The organism is Aureimonas sp. SK2, from assembly GCF_029813115.1.
GTDB lineage: Bacteria > Pseudomonadota > Alphaproteobacteria > Rhizobiales > Rhizobiaceae > Aureimonas.
Window position 1 is genome coordinate 86,549 of record NZ_JAPZDS010000010.1, and the last position, 19,158, is coordinate 105,706.

General features: G+C 68.6%; 17 protein-coding genes. 5 read left to right on the forward strand and 12 right to left on the reverse strand.

Going from position 1 to position 19,158, the window contains the following annotated elements:
* Nucleotides 1-212: 212 nt before the first annotated feature.
* From dhaL (O5O54_RS13890) to O5O54_RS13915, 6 genes are all read right to left on the reverse strand, one after another.
* Nucleotides 213-854: a dihydroxyacetone kinase subunit DhaL gene (gene dhaL / locus O5O54_RS13890; RefSeq protein WP_279482395.1), complete on the reverse strand. Its 642-nt coding sequence runs from the start codon at nt 852-854 to the stop codon at nt 213-215.
* Nucleotides 855-868: 14 nt separating this feature from the next.
* Complete coding sequence (locus tag O5O54_RS13895) at nt 869-1,870, reverse strand: dihydroxyacetone kinase subunit DhaK (RefSeq protein WP_279482396.1); 1,002 nt, start codon at nt 1,868-1,870, stop codon at nt 869-871.
* A gap of 42 nt (nt 1,871-1,912) precedes the next feature.
* Nucleotides 1,913-2,680: a GolD/DthD family dehydrogenase gene (locus O5O54_RS13900; protein ID WP_279482397.1), complete on the reverse strand. Its 768-nt coding sequence runs from the start codon at nt 2,678-2,680 to the stop codon at nt 1,913-1,915.
* Nucleotides 2,681-2,749: 69 nt separating this feature from the next.
* On the reverse strand, nt 2,750-3,730 hold the full coding sequence (locus O5O54_RS13905; RefSeq protein WP_279482398.1) for a substrate-binding domain-containing protein: 981 nt from the start codon (nt 3,728-3,730) through the stop codon (nt 2,750-2,752).
* Between the two features lie 97 nt (nt 3,731-3,827).
* Complete coding sequence (locus O5O54_RS13910; protein WP_279482399.1) at nt 3,828-4,832, reverse strand: ABC transporter permease subunit; 1,005 nt, start codon at nt 4,830-4,832, stop codon at nt 3,828-3,830.
* 51 nt (nt 4,833-4,883) lie between these two features.
* Entirely contained in the window at nt 4,884-6,365 is a 1,482-nt protein-coding gene (locus O5O54_RS13915; RefSeq protein ID WP_279482400.1) for a sugar ABC transporter ATP-binding protein, read from the reverse strand.
* A 179-nt stretch (nt 6,366-6,544) separates the two neighbouring features.
* On the opposite strand from O5O54_RS13915, the gene dhaL (O5O54_RS13920) reads away from it, so the two are divergent.
* The 3 genes from dhaL (O5O54_RS13920) to O5O54_RS13930 all read left to right on the forward strand — a co-directional run bounded on the left by dhaL (O5O54_RS13920) (nt 6,545) and on the right by O5O54_RS13930 (nt 10,434).
* Nucleotides 6,545-7,213: a dihydroxyacetone kinase subunit DhaL gene (dhaL, locus tag O5O54_RS13920; protein ID WP_279482401.1), complete on the forward strand. Its 669-nt coding sequence runs from the start codon at nt 6,545-6,547 to the stop codon at nt 7,211-7,213.
* A complete protein-coding gene (locus O5O54_RS13925) occupies nt 7,213-9,246 on the forward strand; it encodes a bifunctional sugar-binding transcriptional regulator/dihydroxyacetone kinase subunit DhaK (RefSeq protein ID WP_279482402.1) in 2,034 nt (677 codons plus the stop codon). Before dhaL (O5O54_RS13920) ends, O5O54_RS13925 begins: the two co-directional genes overlap by 1 nt.
* 180 nt (nt 9,247-9,426) lie before the next feature.
* Nucleotides 9,427-10,434: an NAD(P)-dependent alcohol dehydrogenase gene (locus O5O54_RS13930; RefSeq protein ID WP_279482511.1), complete on the forward strand. Its 1,008-nt coding sequence runs from the start codon at nt 9,427-9,429 to the stop codon at nt 10,432-10,434.
* A gap of 289 nt (nt 10,435-10,723) precedes the next feature.
* On the opposite strand, the gene O5O54_RS13935 is transcribed toward O5O54_RS13930, so the two are convergent.
* Entirely contained in the window at nt 10,724-11,599 is an 876-nt protein-coding gene (locus O5O54_RS13935; protein ID WP_279482403.1) for an SDR family oxidoreductase, read from the reverse strand.
* Between the two features lie 288 nt (nt 11,600-11,887).
* On the opposite strand from O5O54_RS13935, the gene O5O54_RS13940 reads away from it, so the two are divergent.
* Nucleotides 11,888-12,850 (forward strand): bile acid:sodium symporter family protein, encoded by a 963-nt coding sequence (locus O5O54_RS13940; RefSeq protein WP_279482404.1) that lies wholly within the window; start codon nt 11,888-11,890, stop codon nt 12,848-12,850.
* A gap of 114 nt (nt 12,851-12,964) precedes the next feature.
* Here O5O54_RS13940 and katG read toward each other — a convergent pair whose 3' ends face one another.
* Nucleotides 12,965-15,286, reverse strand: a complete 2,322-nt coding sequence (gene katG, locus O5O54_RS13945) for a catalase/peroxidase HPI (RefSeq protein WP_279482405.1) — start codon at nt 15,284-15,286, stop codon at nt 12,965-12,967.
* 390 nt (nt 15,287-15,676) lie between these two features.
* Between katG and O5O54_RS13950 the strand changes: the two genes are divergently transcribed.
* Nucleotides 15,677-16,201: a M20/M25/M40 family metallo-hydrolase gene (locus O5O54_RS13950; protein ID WP_347814887.1), complete on the forward strand. Its 525-nt coding sequence runs from the start codon at nt 15,677-15,679 to the stop codon at nt 16,199-16,201.
* A gap of 199 nt (nt 16,202-16,400) precedes the next feature.
* On the opposite strand, the gene O5O54_RS13955 is transcribed toward O5O54_RS13950, so the two are convergent.
* Genes O5O54_RS13955 through O5O54_RS13970 form a run of 4 tightly spaced genes read right to left on the reverse strand, consistent with a single transcriptional unit; the run spans nt 16,401 to nt 19,151 of the window.
* Nucleotides 16,401-16,760 (reverse strand): cupin domain-containing protein, encoded by a 360-nt coding sequence (locus O5O54_RS13955; protein ID WP_279482407.1) that lies wholly within the window; start codon nt 16,758-16,760, stop codon nt 16,401-16,403.
* Nucleotides 16,761-16,765: 5 nt separating this feature from the next.
* A complete protein-coding gene (kduD, locus tag O5O54_RS13960) occupies nt 16,766-17,524 on the reverse strand; it encodes a 2-dehydro-3-deoxy-D-gluconate 5-dehydrogenase KduD (RefSeq protein WP_279482408.1) in 759 nt (252 codons plus the stop codon).
* Entirely contained in the window at nt 17,524-18,360 is an 837-nt protein-coding gene (gene kduI / locus O5O54_RS13965; RefSeq protein ID WP_279482409.1) for a 5-dehydro-4-deoxy-D-glucuronate isomerase, read from the reverse strand. Before kduI ends, kduD begins: the two co-directional genes overlap by 1 nt.
* Nucleotides 18,357-19,151, reverse strand: a complete 795-nt coding sequence (locus O5O54_RS13970; protein ID WP_279482410.1) for a FadR/GntR family transcriptional regulator — start codon at nt 19,149-19,151, stop codon at nt 18,357-18,359. The genes kduI and O5O54_RS13970 overlap by 4 nt, the downstream gene beginning before the upstream one ends.
* Nucleotides 19,152-19,158 lie beyond the last annotated feature (7 nt).

The window sequence follows — 19,158 nt, forward strand, 5'->3', positions numbered from 1 at the left end:
TGTACGGATGGTTCAGGTTCTTCGCCGGCACCGGCCGGGATCCACGCGCCCTCGCCCGTCACGAACGATAGCCGCTCCGCCATGCCTTTCGCGGGGCCACGGTCGCCCGCGGCCCCGACGTCTCGATAGGGGATCCTCCAAGCATCCGGACGCCGATGTTTCTGCAAACGGCCGGGTCGGATGGTCCCGGGTCGGCGAAAAGCCGCCAGCCATCAGGAAAGACGGCGCGCGGCCCCTTCCGCCAGCGATCCGAGGATCAGGGCGCAGGACGTCGCACCGGCATCGAGGACGCCGCGCGAACGCTCGCCGAGCCGGCTGGCCCGGCCGATCCTGGCCACGAGGTCGATCGTCGAATCGCGCCCCTTGTCGGCCGCTTCCACAAGGGCGTCGAGCGCCTCGGCGAACGAACGCCCTCCACCGGTCGCCGCGTCGAAGGCCTCCACCGCCGGGACGAACGTGTCGAGCAGCGTCTTGTCGCCGACCTTGGCCGAGCCGATCGACTGGACACCCTCCAGTCCCTTGTGGAGCATGGTCGAGAACAGGGCGGCGTCGATCCGCTCCACGCCCTCGATGGCTTCGGCGAACTCGGTGAACATCATGCCGTAGAGCGGCCCCATCGAGCCGCCGATCTCGCCCATCAGGACGTCGCCGAGAAGCGCCAACGCCTCTGCCAGCGTCGTGTCGCGCCCGGCCAGCCGCTCGGCCGCCAAGCCGAAGCCCTTAGCCATGTTCACGCCGTGGTCACCGTCGCCGATCTTGCCGTCGATCTCGGAGAGATAGGCGCGGTTCTCGACGATGCGGGCCGCCATCGCCTCGACGATGGCGCCGCCGCCGGCATTGGGAAAAGTCTGCATCGGACGGATCTCCCTCAGGCCTGATGGAAGCCGGGCGCATGCGCCTCGGCGTCGAGGAGGCGCTTCAGCTCGTCGTCGAGCGCCAGCACCGTCAAGGTCGCGCCCACCATCTCCAGCGAGGTGAAGTAGTTGCCGACATAGGTGCGATGGATCGACAGGCCGCGACCGACGATCTCCGCCTCGATCGTGTCGTTCAGGATGTAGAGTTCGTTCAGCGGCGTCGCGCCGAGTCCCGAAACGAGGACGGCCACCTCGGTGCCGGAAGGCAGCGCATGGTCGTCGAGCACGATCCTGGCCATGTCCCGCGCGACTTCGGCGGCCGTCTTCAGAGGCTCGACGCGGATGCCCGGCTCGCCGTGATGGCCGATGCCGACCTCCATCGTGCCCGCCTCGATCTGGAAGTTCGGGTGGCCGACGGCCGGCAGCGTGCAGGGGCCGAGGCCGACGCCGATGGAGCGGCAGTTGTCGATCGCCTTCTGGGCGGTCGCGCGCACTTCCTCGAGGCTTGCGCCCTCGTTCGCCTTGGCGCCGCCGATCTTCCACATGAAGATCTCGCCCGCCACGCCCCGGCGCTTCTCGCGCTCCTCCGGCGGGGCCGAGCAGACGTCGTCGTTGGCCACCACGACGGCGACCTCGATGCCGTCCTTCTGGCTGAGTTTCTGCGCCATCTTCACGTTCATGTTGTCGCCGGCATAGTTGCCGTAGAGGCAGACGACGCCCGCGCCGCCGCTCGCTTCCTTGATCGCGTCGTGGAAGCTCTTTGCGGTCGGCGAGGAGAAGAGCTCGCCGACGGCCACCGCATCGACGAGCCCCTTACCGGTGTAGCCGATGAAGGCGGGCTCGTGGCCCGAGCCGCCGCCGGTGACGACGCCGACGCGCCCCTGGCGCGGGGCCGCCGTCGAGACCACCACGCGCCGGTTCGTCTCCGACAGGCGCACGAGGTCGCGATGGGCCTTCACGAAGCCGCGGACGGTGTCGTCCACCACATTGTCGGGATCGTTGATGAAACGCTGCATGGGGTGGTCCGTCCTGAAAAGGAGAAACTGGAAAGGGGCGCGTCAGAGAATGGTGTAGCCGCCGTCGACCACGAGGTCGGCGCCGTTCACCATGGCCGCCGCATCGGAGGCGAGGAAGACGGCGGCGGCCGCGATCTCGTCCGGGTAGGCGAAACGGCCGGTCGGGATGCGCCGCTTGGCGGCCTCGCCCTTCTCTCCGGCCCAGGCGGCCTTGCCGAGCTCGGTGAGGACGACCGTCGGAGAGATCGTGTTGGCCGTGATGCCGTGGCGGCCCCATTCTGCAGCGAGCGTCTTGGTGAGGCCGATCACGCCGAACTTCGAGGCGCAGTAGGCGATGTGCTCCTCGATCGCGACCGTTCCGGCCTGCGAGGCGAGGTTGACGATGCGGCCGCCCCGGCCTTTCGCGATCATGCGCTTGCCGGCGGCCTGGCTGACCAGGAAGGTACCCTTGAGATTGATGTCGATGGTGCGGTCCCACTGATCGAGCGAAAGGGTCTCGGCCGGGGCAAGCGCCACGATGCCCGCGCTGTTCACCACGATGTCGATTCCACCGAAGGCCGCCTCGGCGGCGCCGACGGCTTCCGCGACGGAGGCGGGGTCGGCGACGTCGCAACGGAAGGCGCGCGCGTCGGCAAGCTCGGCGGCCGTCGCTTCCGCCGCCTGCAGATTGTTGTCGAGGAGCGCGACGCGCGCGCCCTTCTTGGCGAGAGCGCGGGCGATGGCCTGCCCGATCCCGGAGCCGCCGCCCGTGACGAGCGCGACCTTGGTCGCCAACGAGAAGTCGAGGTCGATGGAAGGGGCGTCGCTCAAGGGATCGGCTCCGGACAGGGGATAAGGGGAGGTGGCGGCCGGTCGGTCCGGCCGCCGCGGTTCAAACGCCTACTGGCGCGACTTCAGGAGTTCGTCCGCGTTCTCGGTCGTCACCGGGGTCCAGGGCACGAGATAGGTCTTGGCCTTGCCATCTTCCCACTTCATCGACGGATACTGGTTCCAGATCGCCGACTGCGGCTCGTAGTCCGCCTTCACCGCCTTGATGGCGACGTCGAGCGCGCCTTGCGCCTGCGCGTTGGCATCCTGCAGGATCGAGGCCATCTCGCCGGCCTTCACCGCGTTGATCGCGTCGGTCACGCCGTCGATGCCGGCGATGGCGAAGTCGTTGACGTCGAGGCCGGCGGCCTTGATCGCCTCGATCGCGCCGAGCGCCATCTCGTCGTTCTGGCCGATGACGCCCTGGATCTGGCCGGGGTTGGAGGTCAGCCAGTTCTCCATCAGGGTCTGGGCCTCGGCGCGCGACCAGTTGGCGGTCTGCTGCTGCAGCACCTTCACGTCGGGGCAGGCGGCGAGCGCCTTCTCGTTGCCCTCGAGACGCTGGATCTGGCCGCTCTGGCCGATCGGGCCCTCGATGATCACGACGTTGCCCTTGCAGCCCATCTTGTCGAGCACGGCCTTGGCCTCGAGCTCGCCCGCCTCGACGTCGTTGGAGCCGACATAGGAGGTGAGGAGGTCGGAGTTGACGCGGGCGTTGGAGCCGACGACGGGGATGCCGGCATCCACGGCGGCCTGCACCGGGGCGGCGCCCGCCTCGATGTCCATGGGCACGAAGATGATCGCGTCGTACTGCTGCGTGATCATCGTGTTGAACTGTTCCTGCTGGACCAGCGCGTCGTAGCGACCGTCGAACACGGTCACCTCGACCTCGCCGTTCTGGACGGCCGGGTGCTTCTGAAGGGCGGCGGTCCAGATCTGCATGAACTCGGCGTTGAGGCCGTAGACGGTCGCGCCGATCTTCAGCTTCTCCTGCGCGAGCACCGGGCCGGTGAGCGCGGTGGCCAGGCCGAGGGCGAGCAATAGGGTCTTCATGGTGGTCTCCTCCCGAGTGGAACTGGTGGTCGAGCGCGCCTGAATGGCGGCGCTCCGTTCGGCCCGGCGGTTCTCGCCGGGCGGAATGGTCGAGCGGTCAGCCGGCGTGGCTGCGCTTCTGGTCCAGCATCACCGCGCCCACGATCAGGGCGCCTTTCAGGATCTGCTGGTAGTAGGACTGGATGCCCATGAGATCGAGACCGTTGTTCATCACGCCGATGATGAGCGCGCCGATCAGGGTGCCGGTGACGCGCCCGACGCCGCCCGACAGGGACGTGCCGCCGATCACCACCGCCGCGATGGCGTCGAGCTCGTAGGCGACGCCCGCCTGGGGCAGGGCCGAGCCGGTGCGGGCCGACAGGATCATGCCGGCCAGCCCCGCCAGCCCGCCCGAGATGACGTAGACCAGGAAGCGGATGCGCGCGACGTTGATGCCGGAGGTCTTGGCGGCATGCGGGTTGCCGCCGACGGCGTAGATGTAGCGGCCGAAGCGCGTCGAGGAGAGCAGCCACCAGGAGACGGCGAAGACGAGACCAAGGATCACGACGGGCATCGGAATGCCGAAGACGTTGCCCGTGCCGATCCAGCGGAACTCCGGGATGAGGCCCGGGACGGGACGCCCGCCGCCGTAGATCAGCGTCATGCCGCGAGCGGCCGACAGCATGCCGAGGGTCGCGACGAAGGCGGGCACGTTGAAGCGCGAGACGATGAAGCCGACGATGGCGCCGGAGAGGACGCCGACGCCGATGCCGATCGCCAGGGCCAGCACCATCGGATACGGGCCGCCCGCGACGCTGGCATTGGCCGTCGTCGTCACGAAACTGGCGCTGACGATGCCGGCCAGCGCCACCACCGAGCCGACCGACAGGTCGATGCCGCGCGTCAGGATGACGAAGGTCATGCCGATGGCGAGGATGCCGTTGATCGACGTCTGCAGGAGGACGTTGGAGATGTTGCCGGCGGTGAGGAAGTAGGGACTGGAAAGGGCCAGGACGCCGACCAGGATGAGGAAGGCGATGAAGATGCCGTATTCCTGGATCAGGAGCCGCCGGCGCTCGGCATTGGCGCCGGGATCGGCGGCTTTGGCGTTGATGTCGGTCACGGGCGGTCTCTCCCAGATGGACGGCGCGAGCGCTGGCTCAAGCGGACGGGTTCAGGTCGACAGGTGGACGAGCGACTGGGCGCTCGCCTCGCCCCGCGCGAGGATGCCGGCCGGGCGCCCGCCCCGCATGACCATCACGCGGTCGGACAGGCCCAGCACCTCGTCGATCTCGGAGGAGATCATCGCCACGGTGCCGCCGGCGGCTGCGAACTCGCAGATGATGCGATAGATCTCGCGCTTGGCGCCGACATCGACGCCGCGCGTCGGCTCGTCGAGAAGCAGGACCCGGGGCTTCCTCAGGAACCACTTCCCCAGCACCACCTTCTGCTGGTTGCCGCCCGACAGGCCGGACACCGGCATCGTGTCGCGCGCCGCCTTGATGCGGAAGCGGTCGATCATCTCCCGCGCCGCCGAGGCTTCCTCGCGCGAGCGCATGGCGAAGGCGGGACTCATCTCGGGCAGGCTGGCCAGCGCGATGTTTCCGCGCACCGAATCGTGGAGGTTGAGGCCGGTCTGCTTGCGGTCCTCGGTGACGAGGGCGATCCCTTCCGCCATGGCATCCGCCGGCTTGCGGACCTCGACGGGCGCGCCGTCGATCGCCACGCGCCCTTTCGCCTTCGGGTCGAGCCCGAACAGGGCCTCGAAGATTTCCGTGCGCCCCGAGCCCATCAGGCCGTAGATGCCGAAGATCTCGCCCTTGCGCACGTCGAAGGAGATGTCCTCGATCCTGCCGGGGCTCTTCAGCCCTTCGACCGACAGGCCGACGGTCTCGGAGGGCATGTTGGTCTTGATGTATTCCTCGCCGAGCTCGCGCCCGACGATCATGCCGATGAGCCCCGGCCGGTCGATCTCGGCGAGGCGGCCGCTCGACACGTAGGCGCCGTCGCGGAACACCGTGTAGCTGTCGGCGATCTGGAAGATCTCGGACAGGCGGTGCGAAACGTAGACGATGCCGCGGCCTTGGCGCTTCAGGCGTTCGATCGCGGCGAAGAGGTGCTGCGCCTCGCGTTCGCCGATGGCCGACGTGGGCTCGTCCATGAAGATGACTTCGGCGTCGTGGCTGAGGGCCTTGGCGATCTCGACGAGCTGCATCTGGGCGACCGAGAGCCTGGCCATCGCCTGGCGCGCGTCGATCGCGAAGCCGAGCTCGTCGAGGAGCGCCTGCGCGCGTGCGTTCATGGTGCGGAAATCGATGCCGCCGAAGCGGCCGGCGGGCTCGCGGCCGAGATAGATGTTCTCCGCCACGCTCATGTGCGGAACCGGGCTCAGTTCCTGCTCGATGATGGCGATGCCGGCCTTCAGGGCATCGGCAGGGCTGGAAAACTCGACCGGCTGGCCGTTGCGGCGGATCGTGCCGCCGTCGCGCTTCTGGATGCCCATGACGATGGTCAGGAAGGTGGACTTGCCGGCGCCGTTGCCGCCGCACAGAGCGTGAACCGAGCCGGCCTCGAGCGTGAAGCGGCCGTCGCGCAGCGCGGCGACGCCGCCGAAGGACTTGCGCAGCCCTTCCACCTCCAGAAGCGGGATCGTCATCAAGCCTCCTCCCGAGGTCCTCCCGAACCCCTGCCCACCGCAGCTTCGGCGGTGAATTCTGACAATATTCAATTTGATTCCGACATTTGTCAACAGGCCATCGGAATTCGATGCTTGGATGCCTCGCCGTCTGGCCGTTCCGCTTGCCGAAACCGAAGCGCACTCCGACAATGCGAATCATGAGCACCATCGCACCGGATCAGTTCGTCGAAATCCTCCGCACCGTGTCGTCCCGGATCGACGAGGCGCGCGAGATGCTTGGAGAACTCGACGGAGCGATCGGCGACGCCGACCATGGCAGGACCATGTCCCAGGGCTTTGCGTCCGTGGTACGCGACACGCAGGACGCCGCCTCGAAGGGATCGGGCGTGCAGGAGATTCTGGGCATCGCAGCCCGGACGTTTCTCAACGCGGTCGGTGCGACCGCCGGCCCTCTCTACGCCGGCGCCTTCGAGGAAGCGGGACGTCGAATGGCCGGCCGTCACGCGCTGGAGGACGCCGACCTGATCGCGATCCTTGCCGGAATGACGGAGGGCATCGCCCGTCGAGGCAAGGCGGCGCTCGGCGACAAGACCATGCTGGATGCGTTCGAGCCCGCCATGCGCGCGGCAGTGGCGGCGACGGAGGCCGGCGCCTCGCCTCGGGACGCCCTGCGGGCCGCATCGCTCGCAGCGGCCCAGGGCCGCGAGACGACGCGCGCCATGATCGCCGCGAAGGGCCGCGCCGCGCGCCTCGGCGCGCGAAGTCTCGGCTTCGTGGATCCGGGCGCGGCCTCGGCCGCCATCGTCGTGGAAGCGATGCGCGAAGGCTACGAGGCGCTGCTCGCACGCAGGGCGGGCGAGCGCTGATGGCTCGATCCGCGGGCGAGGGGCCCATCCCGCTGCGCTTCGGCGACGACGCCCTGCTCTGGGCCGCGTGGCTCTACCACGAAGAAGGCATGACCCAAGGCGACATCGCGGGCGAGATGGGCATCTCCCGGGCCTCGGTGAACGCCTATCTCGCGGAAGCGCGCGCGCGGGGTCTCGTGACGATCGAGATCGAGCCGCAGCAGTTCCGCGCGCTGAGCGTTGCGGACGCCTTGCGCGAACGCTTCGGGCTCGAGGATTGCCTTGTGGTCCCGACGCAGGGCGGCGAACGCTCGCTGGCGGCCCGCCTCGGCTCGGCCGGAGCCAAGGCGCTGGCGCAGGTTGCCCGATCGGGCGACACGCTCGCGGTGACGTGGGGGCGCACCATTCTCGCGCTGGCCGAGGCGCTCCGCCTGCCCGGCCTCAGCGATGTCCGCGTGGTGCAGGCCACCGGCAGCACCACGGCGAAGATTCCCTGGACGCCGGAAGCCTGCGCGCAGCGCCTCGCCGAGGCACTGGGCGCCCGCTGCATCCCGCTCGCCGCGCCGGCCATCGTGTCGAGCGCCGCCATGCGCGACATGCTGGTCGCCGAGGCCGTGCTCACCGAGCAGATGGCGGTGCTCGGCGAGGCGAACCGTATCCTCTTCGGCATCTCCTCGCTGCGTCCCGAGAGCACGATCCATACGAGCGGCTTCCTGGACGATGCCGCGCTCCACGACCACTACCGCCATGCCGTCGGCAGCATCGCCGGTCGGTTCCTGTCGGCCGATGGCGAACCCGTGCCGGGGCCGCTGGACGGCCGGACGGTGGGCATCGATCTGGCGGCGCTGCGCACCGTTCCCCAGCGCATCGCGGTGGCCGGAGGCTCCGACAAGGTCGCGGCGGTTCTGGGAGCGCTGCGCGGGGGCTTCGCGAGCATCCTCGTCACCGATGCCGTGACCGGCTGGGGCATCCTCACGGCGGACGGCTGGAGGGAGCGTCCGCGGCGCGCGGCGGAACCGCCCTCCCCTCCCGCCTCCGGCCAGCGGACGCACGTCAAGAAGATGTTGAACGATCCGCGCGCCGCGGTGGACGAGGCCCTGGAAGGCGCCGTCGCCGCCCACGGGCATCTGATCGGCTTCGTTCCGGGCTTTTCCCGATCCGTGCGGGCGGTAAGAGGCCCGCGACCGGGGAAGGTGGGCGTCGTGATCGGCGGAGGCGCGGGACACGAGCCGGCCTTCTGGGGCTATGTGGGGCCCGGACTGGCCGACGCGACGGCGGTCGGGAACATCTTCTCGGCACCGCCGCCCGCCCCGATCCTGGCCGCCGCCCGTGCGGCCGACGGCGGCGCCGGCGTTCTTTTCGTCTACGGCAACTTCTCGGGCGACGTGATGAACTTCGACATGGCCGCTGACGAGGCGATGGCCGCCGGCATCCCCGTTCGCTCCGTCGTGACGGTCGACGACGTCGCCTCGGCGCCGGCGGATGCGATCGGGTCCCGGCGCGGCGTCGCCGGCAACGTCTTCGCCTTCAAGATCGCCGGCGCCGCGGCCGACCGCATGATGTCGCTGGAAGCGTGCGAGGCCATTACGCGGCGCGCCTGCTCCCAGACGTTCAGCATGGGCATCGCGCTCGAACCCAGCTCGATGCCGGAAACGCGCCGGCCGAGCTTCGTGCTGGGACAGGACGACATGGAGATCGGCGTCGGCGTCCATGGCGAACCCGGGATCTCTCGCGAGACGCTCGCCAGCGCGGACACGGTGGTGGACATCATCCTCGACCGCCTGTTCGCCGAGATGCACCTGTCCGAGGGGGACCGGGTCGCCGTCCTCGTCAACTCGCTTGGCGGCACGCCGGCAATGGAACTCTACATCGTCCAGCGCCGGGTCAGCCAGCGCCTCCGCGCTCGTCAGGTGCGGATCGTCGAAACGCTCGTGGGTCCCTACTACACCTCGCTCGACATGGCTGGCGTGTCGCTGTCGCTTCTTCGTCTCGATGACGAGTTGCAGACCCTCCTGCGTCATCCCTGCCGGAGCGTCGCCCTCAGCGTTCCCTGAAACCGGGACGGCCGACGGGCGCAAGATCCAGGGCATGGAGGCGCCGGCGGCCACGCCTTGCCCGGCTTCGATGACGGGCTGCGAAACGGCGACGGCTCGCCGGCGACGCCCGATGCGCAGCCGCCCTATCTCCATCGCGAGTTCTCGCGGCACTGCGCGGACGAGCATGGAGACACGACGATGAAGACGATGGCATTGCGCGCACCGGGCGGACTGGACCGTATCGTGATCGAGGACCGCCCCGATCCTGGTCAGCCCGGCCCCGGCGAGATCCGCGTTGCCCTGCACGGCGCTTCGCTGAACTACCACGACCTCGCCGTCGCCACGGGGCAGATGAAGACCGCAGACGGACGCGTCCTCCTGGCGGACGGCGCGGGCATCGTGGAAAGCGTCGGCGAGGGCGTCGGCGAATTCGCGCCGGGGGACATGGTCGTCTCCTGCTTCTTTCCGGATTGGCAGGACGGCTTGCCGACCAAGGGCGATTTCAGCCGCACGCCCGGCGACGGCATCGACGGTTTCGCCTGCGAGACCGCGATCCTCCCGGCCACCGCCTTCACTCGCGCTCCCCGAGGCTACGACGCGGTGGAGGCCGCCGCCATCACGACCGCCGGACTGACGGCCTGGCGCGCCCTCGTCGGCGACGGCCGATTGAAGGCGGGCGATACGGTCCTCCTCCTGGGTACGGGCGGCGTCTCCATCTGGGCGCTCCAGATCGCGCGGATGGTCGGCGCGCGCGTCGCCATCACCTCGTCCTCGGACGAGAAGCTGGAGCGCGCCCGCGCCTTGGGAGCCGAGTTCACGCTCAACTATCGTGCCGAGCCGGAATGGGGCCGCCGCGTTCGGGACTGGACCGGGGGCGAGGGCGTCGATCACGTGGTCGAGGTCGGAGGACCCGGAACCCTCGCGCAGTCCATCGAGGCCGTACGGATCGGCGGCCACATCGCGCTGATCGGCGTTCTCACGGGATTCTCGGGAGAGGTCCCGACCGGCGCCTTCATGAGCAAGCAGGCGCGGCTGCAAGGGCTGATCGTCGGGAGCCGGCGCCAGCAACAGGATTTCGTCCGCGCGCTGGAAGCGAACGCCGTCCGGCCGGTCATCGATCGCCGGTTTCCGCTGGAGGACCTCTCGGACGCCTTCCGGCACGAACAAGGCGCGAGCCATTTCGGCAAGATCGGGATCGAATGGTAGGAGGCTGACCAGCGAAGCGACCCTATCGGCGCCCGGTGCTGCTGGCAGACCCCGACGCGAGACCGGGGTCTGCGCTCCCGCGCGGCAGGACAGGATCGGAGCCCGTGACGACAGGCCGGTCGGGAACCTCGAGGTCACGGGAAGCGGGGCCTCGGGCTTCCCGCTGCGGGCCTCTCCAAGCCGTCGGCGCCAACGGGGACGTCGCCGGCGAGCCGTCGATACGTGACGGCCTGCCCGCGGAACCGTTCGGGAGCGAACCTTTGGCGGCCGGGCGGACCGGCGCCGATGGTCAGTACATGGGCATGCCGCCGGTGATCGGAATCACCGCGCCGGACATGTAACTGCCCTCCCGCGAGGCCAGCAGCACGTAAGCGGCGGCGAGTTCGCCCGGCTGCCCGGCCCGGCCGAGCGGCGTGTTGTGCCCAAGCGTCTCCAGCGTCTCCGAATCCTTGGCGATCGGCTGTATCGGGGTCCAGACCGGGCCGGGCGCGACCGCGTTGACGCGGATGCCCTTGGGGGCAAGGAGGTTCGAGAGACCGATCGTGAGGCTGGAGATCGCCCCCTTGGTGGCGGCGTAGACGATCATGCTTTCGGTTGCGACTTTCGCCTGCACGCTCGTCGTGTTCACGATGGCCGCGCCCGGTTTCATGTGCGGCACCGCCGCCTTGGACAGGCGGATCATCGCGAAGACGTTGGCCTGGAAGGCGGCCTCCATCTCGTCGTCGTCGATGTCGGCGAGATCCTCGTTGGTGGTCTGGGCCGCCGCGTTGTTGACGAGGATGTCGATCCCTCCGAACTCGGCGACCGTCCGATCGACGAGGGACGCGCAAACATCCCGCTCGCGGATGTCGCCCGGCAGGAGAAGGCAGCGGCGGCCTGCCTTCTCCACGAAGGCCCTCGTTTCCTCGGCGTCGGTCTGTTCCTCGGCGAGATAGGAGATCGCGACGTCGGCGCCTTCGCGGGCATAGGCGATGGCGACCGCCTTGCCGATGCCGGAGTCCCCGCCCGTGATCAGGGCGACTTTGCCTTCGAGCAGCCCCTTGCCGACGTAGCTTTCCTCGCCGTGGTCCGGCTTGAAGCGCATCCGGGTCTCGAAGCCCGGCTGCGGCTGCGGCTGTTCGCCGGGAAAGCGCGTCGGTTGGCTGGTGCGGGGATCATCGGTCATGCGGGAGCGTCCCATCTGAAAGGTTACCGGCGAAACGGTCCATGCCTCGCGATCGATCCGCCGCCGGAGGCAACGCGTCGTCTGACGAAGCCGATCCCGACGGGTGATGGCGACTGAACTCGTCTTGGCTGATCGGCATCGCTTTCCCAGTCCGGTCGCAAGGGTCCTCAAGCATCCTGGCCGCTCTGCTGCCCGAAGACCTCGGCTCGGTTTCCCGTGTCGAGGTGAGGACTTGCCAGAGGGCGTACCGGCGGGTACTGCCGGCCGGCAGCAAAGAAAGGTTTCCTTATGACATTCCTGGGTTCGGTGTCCGCGTTCGTGGGAAGGACGTTCGCGGTCTGGGTCATCGTGTTCGCCGCCCTCGGCTTCTTCCTGCCCGGCGCGTTCAGCCCCGTCGCGCCCTATATCGTCACGTTGCTGGGAATCATCATGTTCGGCATGGGGCTCACCCTGTCGCTCGACGACTTCCGCGAGGTCGCCCGCCGTCCCTTCGACGTCGGTGTCGGGGTGCTCGGCCAGTTCCTGATCATGCCGCTCGTGGCGGTTGCCCTGACCCGCATCGTCCCGATGACGCCGGAGGTCGCGGCGGGCGTGATTCTGGTCGGCTGCTGTCCGGGGGGCACGTCGAGCAACGTGATGACCTATCTGGGCAAGGGCGACGTCGCTCTCAGCGTGGCCTGCACCAGCGTCACGACGCTCCTGGCCCCGCTGGTGACGCCGTTCCTGGTCTGGCTCTTCGCCAGCCAGTTCCTGCCGGTCGATGCCATGAGCATGTTCGTCAGCATCGTGAAGGTCATCCTGATGCCGCTGGCCCTCGGCTTCGCGCTGCAGAAGCTTGCCCCTTCGCTGGTGCGCGTCGCCGAACCGGCGCTGCCGCTCGTCAGCGTCGCCGGCATCGTCCTGATCGTCGCGGCGGTCGTGGCCGTCAATCAGGCGGCCATCGCGACCTCCGGCCTCCTGATCTTCGCGGTGGTCATCCTGCACAACGGCATCGGATACACGCTGGGCTTCCTCGCGGCCTGGGCCTGCGGTCTGTCCCTGGCCCAACGCAAGGCCATCAGCATGGAGGTCGGCATGCAGAACAGCGGTCTGGGCGCGGCCCTGGCAAGTGCCCATTTCTCGCCGCTGGCTGCCGTCCCGAGCGCGATCTTCAGCGTCTGGCACAATATTTCCGGCGCGCTCCTCGCCAACCTCTTTGCGCGCATGCCCAACCGCGCCATCGAGGACCGAAGCGCCGCCCCCGCCGAATGAGCCTGTCGCACAGAAGCGGATGTCCGGAGGGGCAACGGCGGGGATGAGGCGGCAGCGAGCGAAGGCGTGAAGTCCGAACGGCCGGGCGTAGACCCGGCCGTCCACGACGGGCCTTCAGGCCGCCATCGGTGCGTGGCGTCGATGCCCTTTCACGTCGTAGCGATCCAGCATCATGACCTTGTCCCAGACGCGCACGAAGTCGCGTACGAAACGTGCTTCGCCATCCACCCCCGCGTAGACGTCGGCGATCGAGCGAAGCTGCGCGTTGGAGCCGAAAACGAGGTCGTTGCGCGAGGCCGTGAAGCGACGCTCCCCTGTCTCTCGGTCGACCAGTTCGAACGTCATGGCCCTGTCGTCGAGCTTGCGCCAAACGAGGTCGGTGCTCAGGAGATTGCGCAGGAAGTCGGTCGAGAGAACGCCCACCCGATCGGTGAAGACGCCTTGGTCCGAACCGTCGTGATTGGCGCCGAGCGCACGCAACCCGGCGGTCAGCACCGTCCATTCGGGAGCCGTCAGCTTCATGAGGTTGGCCTTGTCGAGGAACATCTCCTCGGGCGAGACACCCGTGCCGATCGTTCCGAAACCCTCGTCCACGTAGTTGCGGAAGCCGTCCACCACGGGCTTCAGCCAGTTGAACATCTCGATGTCGGTGAGTTCCTGCGTGGTGTCGACGCGGCCGGGCGTGAAGGGGACGCGCAACGCGCTGCCCGCCTCATGCGCCGCCCGCTCCACCGCCACGCATCCGCCGAGGACGATGAGGTCGGCGAGCGACACCCGCTTGCCGCCGCCCCGCCCCTCGTTGAACCTCGCCATGACACCGCGCAGCGCCTCCACGACGGGACCGGTTCGGCGGTTGACCGCCCAGCTCCGCTGCGGCTCCAGCGCCAGGCGTCCGCCGTTGGCACCGCCGCGCTTGTCGCTGTCGCGATAGGTGGAGGCGGCCGAGAAGGCGGTGAAGGCGAGGTCGGAGACCGAAAGGCCGGTGTCCGCGATCCGCCGCTTCAGCTCCTCGACCTCGGCGTCGCCGATCAGATCGTGGTCGCGATCGGGCAGCGGGTCCTGCCAGAGCAGCCCGTCCTCGATCGTCGCCTCCGGGCCCAGATAACGGTGCCTGGGGCCCATGTCGCGATGGGTCAGCTTGTACCAGGCCTTGGAGAAGGCCTGCGTGAAGGCATCGAAGTCGGCGAGGAACTTCTCGCAGACCTTGCGGTACTCGGGGTCCACCTTCAGCGCGATGTCGGTGGTCATCATCATAAGGGGATTCATCTGCCCCTCGACATGGGCGTCCGGCGTCTTGGGCGCGCCGGGATCGACGGGCGTCCACTGGATCGAGCCGGCGGGGCTCTTCGTCTGCTTCCACTCGTACCTGAACAGGTTCTCGAGGTAGCTGTTGTCCCAACGCGTCGGGTCGGGAGTCCAGGAGCCCTCGATGCCGTTGGTCATGGTGTCCTTGCCATGGCCCGTTCCGCGCGGATTGTGCCAGCCCAACCCCATGGCCTCCATCGGCGCCATTTCCGGCGGGGGGCCGATCTCCCGCGAAGGCGTCATGCCATGGCTCTTGCCGAAGGCATGGCCGCCCGCGATCAGCGCCACGGTCTCCTCGTCGTTCATCGCCATGCGCGTGAAGGTGACGCGGATGTCGCGCGCCGAGCCCATCGGATCGCCGTCGCCGTTGGAGCCTTCCGGGTTCACGTAGATCAGCGCCTGGTGCGAGGCGGCCAGAGGGTTCTCGAGATCGTAGTCGGGATCGCCGTTGCGGCCGCGCCAGCGCTTGTCGCGCGCCGTCATCTTCTCGTAGTCCTCGGCCTTCTCCATGTCGAGGACTTCCGGTCCCCAATAGGTCGCGTCGTCGGCCTCCCACGCATCGAGACGACCGCCGGCGAAGCCGTAGGTGTCGAGACCCATGATCTCCAGCGCGCAGTTGCCGGTCAGCACCATCAGGTCGGCCCAGGACAGGGCGTTGCCGTACTTGTGCTTGATCGGCTGGAGCAGGCGGCGCGACTTGTCGGTGTTGCCGTTGTCCCACCAGGAGGAGATGGGAGCGAAGCGCTGCATCCCGGTGCCCGCTCCCCCGCGCCCGTCGGCGATGCGGTAGGTTCCGGCCGAGTGCCAGGCCATGCGGATCATCTGGGGGCCGTAGTTGCCGTAGTCCGAGGGCCACCATGCGACCGAGGTGGTCAGGAAGGCCTTGATGTCGCGCTTCAGCTCGGCCAAGTCGATCCTGCCGAACTCGGCCGCGTAGTCGAAGTCGGGGCCAAGCGGATCGGCGGCCAGTCCGTTCTGGTGAAGAACCTCGACGCGCAGGCGGTGCGGATACCAGTTCTCAAGCGTCGGTCGGCTGCCCTGGGCACCGCCGATCCGGTCGCCGCCGAACGGGCACTTGCCCTTCATCGGATAGCTCTCGGTGTTGGTCTTGTCGTTCGGCAGATGGTCCATGGTGGCGTCCGCTCCGTCAGCAGGCGTCGCGCTCGAACGGTATGGAGGCGGCGGACGCCATCCGTCGCGACCGCTCCCCATCGCGTTCGAGGCGACTTCTATAGGCGGCAAATGACATGGCGCAGCCTGGCCCGTCTGCAACGTGTCGATCCTGTCTGAGACGTTTTGCCGTAGCTGTCGGAGAGGCACGTCCTCGCCCTTCGCCGGCACACGCGCTGCCGGCCTTCAGCAAGGCGGGAACCGGCCGAGGCATCGAAGCCAGGCGTCGGCGTTGATTGAGTCCCCTATCCGGGTGATGCGTCCACCGCAGCGTTCGCACCGGTTCTTTCCGGCGACAGCACGCCGCATCGGCGGACCGGCCGTGCCGACGACGTCGATGCCGCGGCGGTCATGGCGGACCTCTACCGGACCATCATGCCCGCGGACCCCGATGCGCGCTTCACGATCGGACGGATCGAGACGCGGCCCGGGTCCGTCAACGCGATACCCGAACGCGTGCGCTTCACCGTCGATTTGCGCCATCCCGACGCCGCGGTCCTGGATGCGCTGGCCCAGCGGATCCGGAGCGTCTGCGAGGAGGCCTCGGCGCAGGCCGGCTGCACCTGGTCGATGCAACGCCTCGTCGACATGCCGCCGACCGCCTTTCCCGTGGCCATGGTCGAACGGGTGGAGGCCAGCGCGCGGCGTGCAGGGCTCGCCTCGCGCCGCATCGTATCGGGCGCCTTCCACGACGCGCTCCATCTCGCCCGGTGCGCCCCGACCGCGATGATCTTCTGCCCCTGCCGCGAGGGAATCAGCCACAACGAGGCGGAGCATGTCGAGCCCCGCTTCGTCCTCGCAGGGGCGCAAGTCCTTCTGGAAGCCGCCCTGTCCCTGATCGAGATCGTGACGCCGGTCGGCCCGACGCCGGCATAGGCCCGGCATAGGCGTTCTCGTAGACCTCGCGCCCTTGCCTCCCTTCACAGACCTGTTCCACGTGAAACGGAAACGCGCGGGAAGCCGCCGCATGGGGTTCCTTCTCCGATCCATCGACGCGACGGTCTCCGCATTCTCCCAGCGGTTCAGGGGCGCTTCAGACACGGCCTTCCGTCCGCGACGGACATCCCGGCGTGCCTCAGCCGTCCCGCGGCTGAAGGAAATCCTGTCGAAAGGGCGTGAACGTATCGACGAGGCGCCCTGCTTCGAGGGCCTTCACGCCATGCCGCAGGCCGGACGGCACGATGAAGCAGTCGCCCGCCCGCAACGTCTCGGTGCGACCGTCGATCGTCACCTCGAAGGCGCCTTCGGCGACGTAGCTCGACTGGACATGCGGGTGCTCGTGCAGCCAGCCGACGCCGCCCGCCTCGAAGCGGAACTCCACCATCATCAGTTCGGGCGTCCAGCAGACGATGCGTCGCAGATTGCCGTCCGGCGTCGGCTCCCAGGTGCCGTCGCCGGCACGCGCGAAGATGTCGGAGGTTTGGGCTTCGGTCATCTCGGTCACCTCGCGAGCCAGCCGCCGTCGACCGGGAGGATGGCGCCATGGATGTATCGGGAGGCTCCGGCCAGCAGGAACACCGCCGCAGCGCCGATGTCGTCCGGCGCGCCCCAGCGGCCGGCGGGAATGCGCTCCAGAATGGCGCGCGAACGGTCGGGATCGGCCCGAAGCGCCTCGGTATTGTTGGTTTCGATGTAGCCGGGCGCGACGGCATTGACGTTGATGCCGCGCGACGCCCACTCGTTGGCGAGGATCTTGGTGATGCCCGCCACGCCGTGCTTGGCCGCCGTATAGGAGGGCACGCGGATGCCGCCCTGGAACGACAGGAGCGAGGCGATGTTGACGACCTGCCCGGGCAGGCCCTCGGCGAGGCGCCGCCGCGCGAAGGCCTGCGAGAGGAAGAACACCGACTTCAGATTCACGTCCATCACGCAATCCCAGTCGGCTTCGGTGAAGTCGACCGAATCCGCGCGGCGGATGATGCCGGCATTGTTGACGAGCCCGTCGAGCGGTGCCTGCTCCATCACGGTTTCCAAGGCCGCGACACCGGAGGCCACGTCGGACAGATCGACGACGCAGCTCGCGAACGAGCCGCCGACCTCCGCTACCTGTTCGGCGGTCTCGTCCATCGCCGAGCGGCCGATGCCGACCACCGCGCCGCCCGCGCGCGCAACGGCAAGGGCGATCCCTTGGCCGATCCCGGTGTTGGCGCCGGTCACCGCGACGCGCCTGCCGACGAGGCTGAACGGATCGCCGCTCATCAGCGCAGGTCCTGCAGCGGCGCGGGGTCCATGTCGGTGTAGTCGACATTGTCGCCGGCCATTGCCCAGACGAAGGAATAGGCCGCCGTTCCGCAGCCCGAATGGATCGACCAAGGCGGCGAGACCACGGCCTCCTCGTTGGCCATCACGATATGGCGGGTCTCGCTCGGCTCGCCCATGAGGTGGAAGACGCGGGCGGTGTCCGCGATGTCGAAGTAGAGATAGGCCTCCATGCGCCGGTCGTGCACATGGGCCGGCATGGTGTTCCAGACCGACCCGTCCGCGAGCTTGGTCATGCCCACGACGATCTGGCAGGTCTCGATCGTCGTCGTGTACTGGAAGATCGAGCGTTCGTTGGAGGTCTCGCGCGCACCGAGGTCGATACGCTTTGCGGCCTCGTGCGGGATGTGCCGGGTGGGTAGCGCCTTGTGGGCGGGCGCCGAGAGGAGATAGAGGCGGGCGGGATCCGCGGCGTCGGCCGAGCGGAACGTGACCTCCTGCCCCAGGCCGACATAGAGCATGTCGCGGGCCTTGAGCCGGTGCGTCTCGCCGCCAACGCCGATTTCCGCCCCGCCGCCGCCGACATGGACGACGACGAGTTCGCGCCGCTCCAGGAAGCGTGCCGTGCCGTTCGGGCGGATCGTCTCGAGCGCCAGCGGCTCGCCTCCGGGGACGGCGCCCCCGACGATCATGCGGTCGTAGTGGGTGTAGGTCAGTCGGATGCGGCCGGGCTGGAAAAGCTCCTGGATCAGGAAGTGGTGGCGGAGTTCCTCCGTTCCCATGGCCGCGGCGGCTTCGGGGTGAACGGCGAAGCGGGTCTCGTGATCGATCGTCATGACGGTCCTGATGCTGTGTCGGGAACGAGGTGGGCCGCGGCTGCGGCCGCGTAGGATTCCTGCTGGTAGGTCAGGCGGCGTCGGTAGCGTTGCTGGGCCGCGAAGAGGTGGCGGCGCATGGCGTCGCGTGCGCCTTGCGGGTCGCGCGTCGAAATGGCCTGGAGAATGGCGAGGTGCTCGCGCTGGAGGCCCATCAGATATTCGGGGGAAAGGACTTCCACCGAATACCAGGGCGACGTCCGGTCGCAAGGGATGGTCCGGTCGCCGAGCGCGTCGAGAATGTCGAGATAGAACGGATTGTTGGTCGCGGCCGCGATCTCGCGGTGAAAGGCGAAGTCGGCCTTGCCGGTCTGCTCGCCGCGCTGGATCAGCCGGTCGAATTCGAAGAAGGCTTCCTGGATGCGGGCGACCTGCGAGGCGTTGGAGCGCTCGGCCGCCAGCCCCGCGCTTTCGATCTCGAGGCCCATGCGCACTTCGAGGACGTTGATCGCCTGGCTGATGCGGTCGCCGACGTCGGCGGCGATGGAGGCGATCTTGTGCTGCGGGTTCATCCGCACGAAGACGCCGGCTCCGTGCCGGGCCTCCACCAGCCCGTCGGCCGACAAGATCGCGACCGCCTCTCGCACCACTGTCCGGCTGACGCCGAAGATCTCGGACATGCGCGTCTCGGTCGGCAGCTTCTCGCCGACCGAGAAGTCGCCGGCGATGATCTGAGCGCGCAGGGCCTGGACGACGCTGTCCGACAGCTTCGCCCTGCGCTCGACCCGCACCGTTCCGAAAACTTCGCTCATCCCAGCA